Genomic DNA, 7,900 nt, shown 5'->3' with positions numbered 1-7,900 from the left:
CTATAAAAATACTTATTTATAACTTTATACTATTTTCTTTCCACTCTTCTTCTAAAACAGCGTAATAATACTCATCCCACCATTCATTTCCCATTGGAATACATTTTTTAAAATAGCCTTCCCTTCTCATTCCAATCTTCTCCATAACTCGATATGATGGGATATTCTCTGGCTGACATGTTGCGATAATTCGATGTACCTTCATTTTTTCAAAACCATATTTCAAAATCGCATGTGCTGCTTCAGAAGCATACCCTCTATTGTAATACTTTGGGTTAAACACCCACCCAATCTCATAAGTATGCTCACCAAAATACTTAAAAAAAGCAATGTGTCCGATAACAATATTTTCATCTAGTAATACAACAGCAAATTTCTCTGCCTTCTCACCACTATTTTTATGTATAAACTCTTTTACATCTTCTTTAGTAAAAACACCTTCTGGGATATATTTCATCACATTCCCCTCAGAAGTATATTCATAGACAGCTTGCCAATCGTTCAATTCAAAGTTACGTATCAATAACCTTTTTGTTTTTATCTGCATTACATATCCCCCAATAAGATGACGAATTTCATACTCCATGTTTCGGTAGTATTTCTTCTTCAATTAAACAGCATTATTAGCACAATAAAAAAGGCGATAACTTTATAGAATCGCACTCTTTTGATTCGTTAAAATAGATTTTTAATTAATCGAATCAATATCCTTGGTATAAGCATTAAGATGTTCCACACTATTTCAAATATGATTGAATCGCGAATTTCTAAAAGGATTTCCTTGAAAACGCTGCGACTGCCTTTCTCTTCTTTCACCTTCATCCTTTAACTCCTAACAACTCAATATTTTATTATGAAACTATTTCAATTATCCTTTCTATTCAACAACAAGAGTTGTATGACACTAATGGTTTATTTATCTAATCTTCTTTTGTTTCATTATTCCTAATACAATCAGGATAAGGGCACTTAATATTGCGATTGGTAGAAACCATACTCCAAATCCATTTCCCATACCTAATGCAATTGAAATTGATTCAATTAAGATTAATGCAAAGATGATGAGACATATATTCTTTAATTGATTGACTAGTTTTCGGCTCATTAAGTAAAACTCTTTAGCATTCTCTTCATTTAATCGTTCTGGATAATTGTGTGTTTCTGGGAATTTTTCAAACAATTGCATCATGAATGCAATGAATGCTCCTACTATGGGTAATATAAATAGTTCCATCTTTGAACCCCAACGATCTACCTCACCTAACGCGTTGTAATGTGCCGGAACTTTGTCAGGTAGCCGATCCCAATTGTAGATTAAAAGGATGAACGAGCCTAAATAAAATGAATACCCGATGATATCCCAGATCCACTCACTCTTAGTTTTTATTATTTTTATTTTAGGTCTTTTCCAAGAATTTGCCATCCCCTTTACCCCCTTCCTTTTCCCTGTGAAAAAACCCACATTTTTTTCCATTCTTATGCATAAATTATAAAATTTCTATAACATCTTATATTTTTATATACGATTAAAAAATAAATCTGTTTCACGTTTTTTCAATAACTTACTCTATAGTCGAATAGGAAAAACAATACCTCTAAAGAAGTATCCCAACCTATACTTAAAAAGCGGTATTTTCATCTATGCCCATTTTTACAAACTTGTATATACCATAATATACAACAGTACCAACTAGTCAGTTTTCCGCTCTCGTTACATTACTCTTTTAACTATCTTCAACCGTTGCGCAAAAATGACAATTTGGCTTAATAAACCAAATAATCACAAAAAAAGAACGGTCCCCTCACTCCCAAACCAGAAGTAAAAGAACCGTCCCTATCCAAGCTACCCTTTCATTCCAGTAATGGAGATCCCTTCAATAATATGACGCTGTGCCACAATATAAACAACAAGCACAGGTATAACCGAGATAACCGTTCCAGCCATCATTAACGACCAGTCAGCCGTATAAAGTCCTTTAAAGGAATTCAGTAGTAACGGAACCGTAAAATTTTCCGGAGTATTCAAGTAAATTAACGGGTCAATAAAATTATTCCACGATTGCATAAATGTAAAAATACCAATTGCAGCTAAGGCTGGACGGATTAATGGGAGAATGATATTCCAATAGATTCGCACAAAGCCCGCCCCATCCATAATCGCTGCTTCTTCTAGCTCTTTCGGAATCCCCATGACAAATTGTCTCAACAGAAAGACGGCAAATGCATTAAACAGGGCACCTGGTACAATTAACGTTAAATGAGTATCTAACCAACCAAGATTATCCATGACCAAATATAACGGAATCATCGTCACTTGCTTTGGAATCATCATCGTCGCTAAAAATAAAATGAATAACACATTTGCCCCTTTAAAGTTAATCTTTGCAAAGGCATAGGCTGCCATTGACGCTGTTAGCAAAGTGAAGGCAACGATGATCGCTGTAATATAAAAGCTATTTAAGTAAGCTAAATCAAAGGGCATTGCCTGTAATGAGTTAGGAAAATTACTCCATACAAACGGGTCTGGAATCCATTTTGGCGGGATGACAAAGATTTGTGACATATCCTTTAATGAGCTAAGAATCGTCCAAATGAACGGAAAGATCATAATGAAAGCACTTATAACTAATAAGACATGAAGAATCACTTTTGATGCAATCCTTCCTCTTTTCCCTGCTTTTTTGTTCATGAGTTGTAGGCCTGGGTTCACGTCTAATTTACTCTCCATAAAACACCCACCTTTTTTGCAATTTAAATTGTATGAGTGTAAGAATGAGGATGATGACGAATAAAATCATCGCAGCTGAGGCACTTTTCCCCATTGTAAAATCAACGAATGCTTGATCATAAATGTGGAAAACAATCGTATAGCTTGCCTTTGCAGGTCCACCATTTGTCATAACAAATGCTTGGTCAAAGACTTGAAAGGATGAAATAATCGTCATAATCGTGACGAAGAAAGTAGTAGGTGTTAGCAACGGCAGCGTAATATGTCTAAATTTCTGAAGCGCATTTGCCCCATCCATTTCCGCTGCTTCATAATAGCTTTTTGATATCCCTTGAAGACCTGCCAGAAAAATAACCATGTTATAGCCTAGTCCCCACCAAATACTTAATAAAGCAATGGATGGGATGACCCACTTCGGATCAGTTAGCCAATGAGGGCCTGTAATCCCAACATAGGATAACAGCTCGTTTAAAATCCCGAAATCACCGTTTAAAATCCACATAAAAATGACGCCAACAGATACGGAGCTTGTTACGACAGGCATAAAGAAAAAGACTCGATAGATTTCTTTCCCTTTCACCTTGTTGAGGGCAACGGCTAAAACTAAGGCAATCGCAATTCCAATTGGTACGACTAAAAACATGTAATAGATGGTATTCACCATTGCCTTCCAAAAATCAGGATTATTCATTTGTTCAATATAATTCGTGACCCCGATAAATTTCGTACCGCCAAACCCACTCCATTCAGTAAAGCTCAAATAGAGTGCATATAGCAATGGAATGAGTGAAAAAAACAGCAGCCCGACTAATTGAGGACTTATAAAAAGATACCCCCATAAATTGGCTTTATTTCTATACATTTAACGATCACCCCTTTTTAGAAAAATGACCAAGAAGAAGGCTCTCCTTGGCATATTCAACATTTATAATTGATTTCTTACAAACACTATTTATTGATGTATTTATTAATCGTTTCAGTTACCTTATCAATCGTCGTATCTGCATCCTGTTTTCCAAGGAACATCAAGTCGATTGTTTCCGTTATTTCAGTTGTTAAGCCGGCAAATTGTGCATCACGAGCTAGGTTCGATCCGTGTGTAAATCCATTGTCGCGTCCATCAAATAAATACTCCATATGTTTATCACTATCATCTCCGATTGCATTTTCATCAGCTAAAGGGAGAGATGGCAGTGCATTTCCACCGACACCTGTTCTTACTTCCTGACCAGCCTTGCTCACATAATAGGAGACGAATTTCATCGCTTCCTCAACATGCTTACTTTTCTTATTGACCGACAGATAGGCTACTGGGATGCCGACCATTTCTTGTTTTTTCTCCGTGTTGCTTGGGAAGTAAATATAATCGTAATCAAGGTTTCCGCTTTGATCGAATTGTGGAGTAAACCAACGGCCACCTGCCACCATTCCTACTTGATTTGACATAAACATCGCGTCTACCCCTTGACCCTGTGGCAATGAGCCTGCATATACGGCATTTCCATTTGCCACTAAATCATGTAAAAAGTGAAAGGCTTCCTTTGCTTTATCGTTTTCTTGTAAAACAAGATTCCCATCTTCGTCAAAGATTCTTCCTCCGTTCGACCAAATCCAGCTATACCAATGACCCCACCAGTTTTCCATGACTAATCCTTCTTTTCCTGATTCCTTGATTTTGCTCGTCACCTCTAAAAATGTATCCCAATTCCAATTTCCTTCATCATAGTATTCCTGTGGTGTTTTCAAACCAGCCTCTTTAAAAACCGTCTTATTATAGTAAATCACCATTGGGTTTGCATCAGGTGCTACACCATAGGTTTTTCCATCCTGTCTTGCTGGACCAAACAATCCTTCAGGGAACTCACTTAACTCGACATAGCTTTCTTCACTGGCAAAAAAGTCATCTAATGGTTGGATCACATCTGCCTCGATCATTTGCGGCATCGTTGGCTCATGTGCGTAAAAGACATCAGGTCCCTTACTTCCTTGAAGTGAGGTCATGAGCTTTTGATCATACTGATCACTTGCGACAGGGACTAGCTTCACTTTGATGTTCGGATTTTCTTTCATAAACCCATCAATTGCTTTCTGGTAAACCTTTAATTCCGCTGGGTTCCCCCATGCTTGCATCGTTAATTCAACCGTCTTTCCGTTACCATCCCCTGATGAACCTGTATTGCTGCAACCGACCATAAGAAATAAAGCTAGAAGTAATAAACATCCACTTTTTAATAGACTCTTCGCTTTCATTTGCTTACCCCCACCCAATTGTTATCGGTAATGACATGCTTTTTGACTAGTTAAATGCTGGCCTTTCCTTTGCTTTATCAGCCTCTCCTGCGTTTTTGTTTGCCGCCTCTCTGTCCTTCTCCATTTCTTCAACTGTTTTCACTTCCAGCCTTGCAGCTCCGCGATAATCCTTTGTTGGCAGAAGCTCTCCAGTAGTAAGCCGCACCTTTGCTTCAGCTATGGCCTCCGTATATTGCGGTAGCCATTCCTCTAATCCGACTAATAACTCATCAACCATCTGCCAGATTTCCTTTGGATTACACATGGCACCGACAAGTGGATCCATCATCATCGCTTGACGTAAAAGGTTGTCATCGCCAGTTACTGCCGCTTCCACCGCTAAGCGTTGAACGGAAATACTAACGTTACAAACCGCTGCACATCCAAGTGGTAGGTCACCAACTACAGGCATATTTATCCCATTGCGATCGACATAGCCAGGTGCTTCAATAATCGCATCATCTGGTAGATTCGTAATCACACCATTGTTGACGACGTTAAAGTGCCCGCGGTAAATTCTCCCTGTTTCAAGCCCTTCCAAAATATATGATCCGTGCTCTTCACTTCGATTCTCTTGGCTATATTCTAGAGCAGGGTCCTTTAACCAATTCGGAAAATCGGTTTTAAACCAGTTACGACCTTCTGTACAAACCCGTAAATAACCACCAGTCTCTCCATTAATCCAAGTGCCAAGGTCAATCCAATCCTTTATTTCCTCTGGTCGTTTTCGATACCAAGGAACATACTCACTTAGATGTCCATTTGACTCCGTACTGTAATACCCAAACCTGCGTAGCATATCGATTCTTACTTTTTCGGTTTTGCTGTATTCTGGGTGGCTTTCAAAAGCAGTCAACAGTTCCCCTGTCATATCCTTACCTTTATAGCCAACCTTGATATACCAGGTTTGATGGTTAATCCCAGCACATATAATATCGATTTCTTCTTTGTCTTTCCCAAGTACATTCGCGATTTGTCGATGGCCACCTTGTACTCCGTGACATAGCCCAATTGTTCGTACACCACCATATTTATTACACGCCCACGTTAGCATCGCCATTGGATTTGCATAGTTTAATAGAAGACAATCCTCTTCTGCCACTTCTTTAATATCGTTGCAAATTTCTAACATAGCTGCGATCCCACGTTGACCGTACATGATGCCGCCAGCACTTAACGTATCCCCAACACATTGGTCGACTCCATATTTCAAGGGGATTTCAATATCCTTCGCAAATGCCGTTAATCCACCGATGCGAACGACATTAAAAATATACCTCGCACCAATTAATGCCTCTTTGCGGTTTGTCGTCGAATGAATCTTTATCGTTAATCCATTTTCATCAATGTCACGCTGACAAAGCTGTGTCACCATGTCGAGGTTCTCTTGACTGATGTCAGTAAATGCTACCTCAATGTTTCTAAACTCTGGCACAGAGAGCAAATCTCGTAATAAACCCCTCGTAAATCCTATACTTCCAGCACCAATGAATGTAACCTTGAATGTCATTTTGTCCCTCCTTTTCGTTACCTTCATGTTAGCACCACTCACCTTGTAAGCGCTTTTAAAAATCTAATGTCTTCTATAGACTTTTGTGCACAATTCTAACTTCTTCATTAGTTATTGAATGACACTAGCCTTTCGAAATTCTGTCGGTGTAATCCCTGTGTACTTTTTGAAGACTTTACTAAAATATTGACTGCTGTTCATACCTATAAAGCTAGAAACCTCTGTGATCGGGATATCTGTTTGGGTTATAAGCATTTTCGCTTTCTCGATGCGAATTCTTGTTAGGTATTCAATGATCGTACAGCCCATTGACTCCTTAAAAATACGATGGAGGTAATTAGGATGAAGATGAGTAATCGCAGATAAGTGATCTATTTTTATCTCATAATCATAATTTTCATGAAGATACTCAATCACCTTTTTTACATATTGATCTGTTTGCTGACTTGACTGCTGTTTGATTTTCACTAGGTTTCTAGCAATAAGCAAAAGCAGATGTGCAATTAGAAGATGTACCATTAAATAATTGTCCTTCACATCATTCAATCGATTATCCAGCTCAAACACTAACGTTCTTAATGAATGGAAAACACCATTGCTATCTTTTAATAAATGATAGGCTTGTTCATATTTAAGTAATTCATATAGCTCATCACTTTCTTTCGCAAGCTCACAAAGAGAAGGAAATGTCCGATGACTTTCTGTTAATGCGAATTCTAGGTTTAACATTCTGCAAGGCTTATCTTTTTCAACGACCAACCGATGTGGTACGTAACTATCAATTAAAATGAACTGATTCTTCTTCATCTTGAAGCCTTCCTGTTTCACTTCAATCGTACATTCACCTGACATCACATACATAATTTCAATCGCAACATGTGTGTGAAACGGCATATAAAATCCATCCCATTCCTTGAAGTAATAAGCTGTTACCTTCGGATGTAACCTGTCCATTCCGTTCACATGATATAAGCTACCTGACTTCATCATTTCCGCACCCTTCCTATATCAATATTTTATGATTAAAGAAGCTAGACACTAGTAAGTCTATTAAACATACTAGTTTGTCATAAATCTATTCAAACTTTTAATCTCTTATTACGACGATGCGAAAACGAAGGGATGGTTCTCTCGCTTTTAAAATAGTAGCGAAAGAACCATCCCTATGCTTGTGTCAGACTTGTTATATCACAATGTTTAATTGAAAATCTCTTGAAAAAGTCCAACGCTTTTTGAGTTACTACTAGCTCACCCTTTGAAGAGAGGCAAAAATGATGACCTGACCAATGATTGAAGTTCTCACCCGCTACTTCAATTGTGCCAAGTGGGATAAATCTAGTAAATGAAGGGATTTCTTTATTAGGATACAATTC

The 7,900-nt window shown here is 38.0% G+C and carries 7 protein-coding genes and 1 pseudogene; all 8 read right to left on the bottom strand.

Annotated features, from left to right (window positions below; genetic code table 11):
• Window positions 1–16 precede the first annotated feature (16 nt).
• On the bottom strand, window positions 17–547 hold the full coding sequence (locus HU235_RS11680; RefSeq protein WP_174880329.1) for a GNAT family N-acetyltransferase: 531 nt from the start codon (window positions 545–547) through the stop codon (window positions 17–19).
• A gap of 369 nt (window positions 548–916) precedes the next feature.
• A complete protein-coding gene (locus tag HU235_RS11675; RefSeq protein WP_174880328.1) occupies window positions 917–1,423 on the bottom strand; it encodes a DUF1648 domain-containing protein in 507 nt (168 codons plus the stop codon).
• A gap of 420 nt (window positions 1,424–1,843) precedes the next feature.
• A complete protein-coding gene (locus HU235_RS11670) occupies window positions 1,844–2,689 on the bottom strand; it encodes a carbohydrate ABC transporter permease (protein WP_174880330.1) in 846 nt (281 codons plus the stop codon).
• A 28-nt stretch (window positions 2,690–2,717) separates the two neighbouring features.
• Window positions 2,718–3,590: a carbohydrate ABC transporter permease gene (locus tag HU235_RS11665; protein ID WP_174880327.1), complete on the bottom strand. Its 873-nt coding sequence runs from the start codon at window positions 3,588–3,590 to the stop codon at window positions 2,718–2,720.
• A gap of 86 nt (window positions 3,591–3,676) precedes the next feature.
• Window positions 3,677–4,978, bottom strand: coding sequence for an ABC transporter substrate-binding protein (locus HU235_RS11660; RefSeq protein ID WP_174880326.1), 1,302 nt, complete (start codon window positions 4,976–4,978; stop codon window positions 3,677–3,679).
• 46 nt (window positions 4,979–5,024) lie between these two features.
• Entirely contained in the window at window positions 5,025–6,527 is a 1,503-nt protein-coding gene (melA, locus tag HU235_RS11655; RefSeq protein WP_174880325.1) for an alpha-glucosidase/alpha-galactosidase, read from the bottom strand.
• 111 nt (window positions 6,528–6,638) lie between these two features.
• Window positions 6,639–7,517: an AraC family transcriptional regulator gene (locus HU235_RS11650; protein WP_174880324.1), complete on the bottom strand. Its 879-nt coding sequence runs from the start codon at window positions 7,515–7,517 to the stop codon at window positions 6,639–6,641.
• Between the two features lie 173 nt (window positions 7,518–7,690).
• Window positions 7,691–7,900, bottom strand: a pseudogene (locus HU235_RS11645) (hypothetical protein); the annotation flags it as partial.

This window comes from Metabacillus niabensis (assembly GCF_902829255.1).
GTDB classification, from domain to species: domain Bacteria; phylum Bacillota; class Bacilli; order Bacillales; family Bacillaceae; genus Metabacillus; species Metabacillus niabensis.
This window is presented reverse-complemented; position numbering and strand designations above follow the sequence as displayed.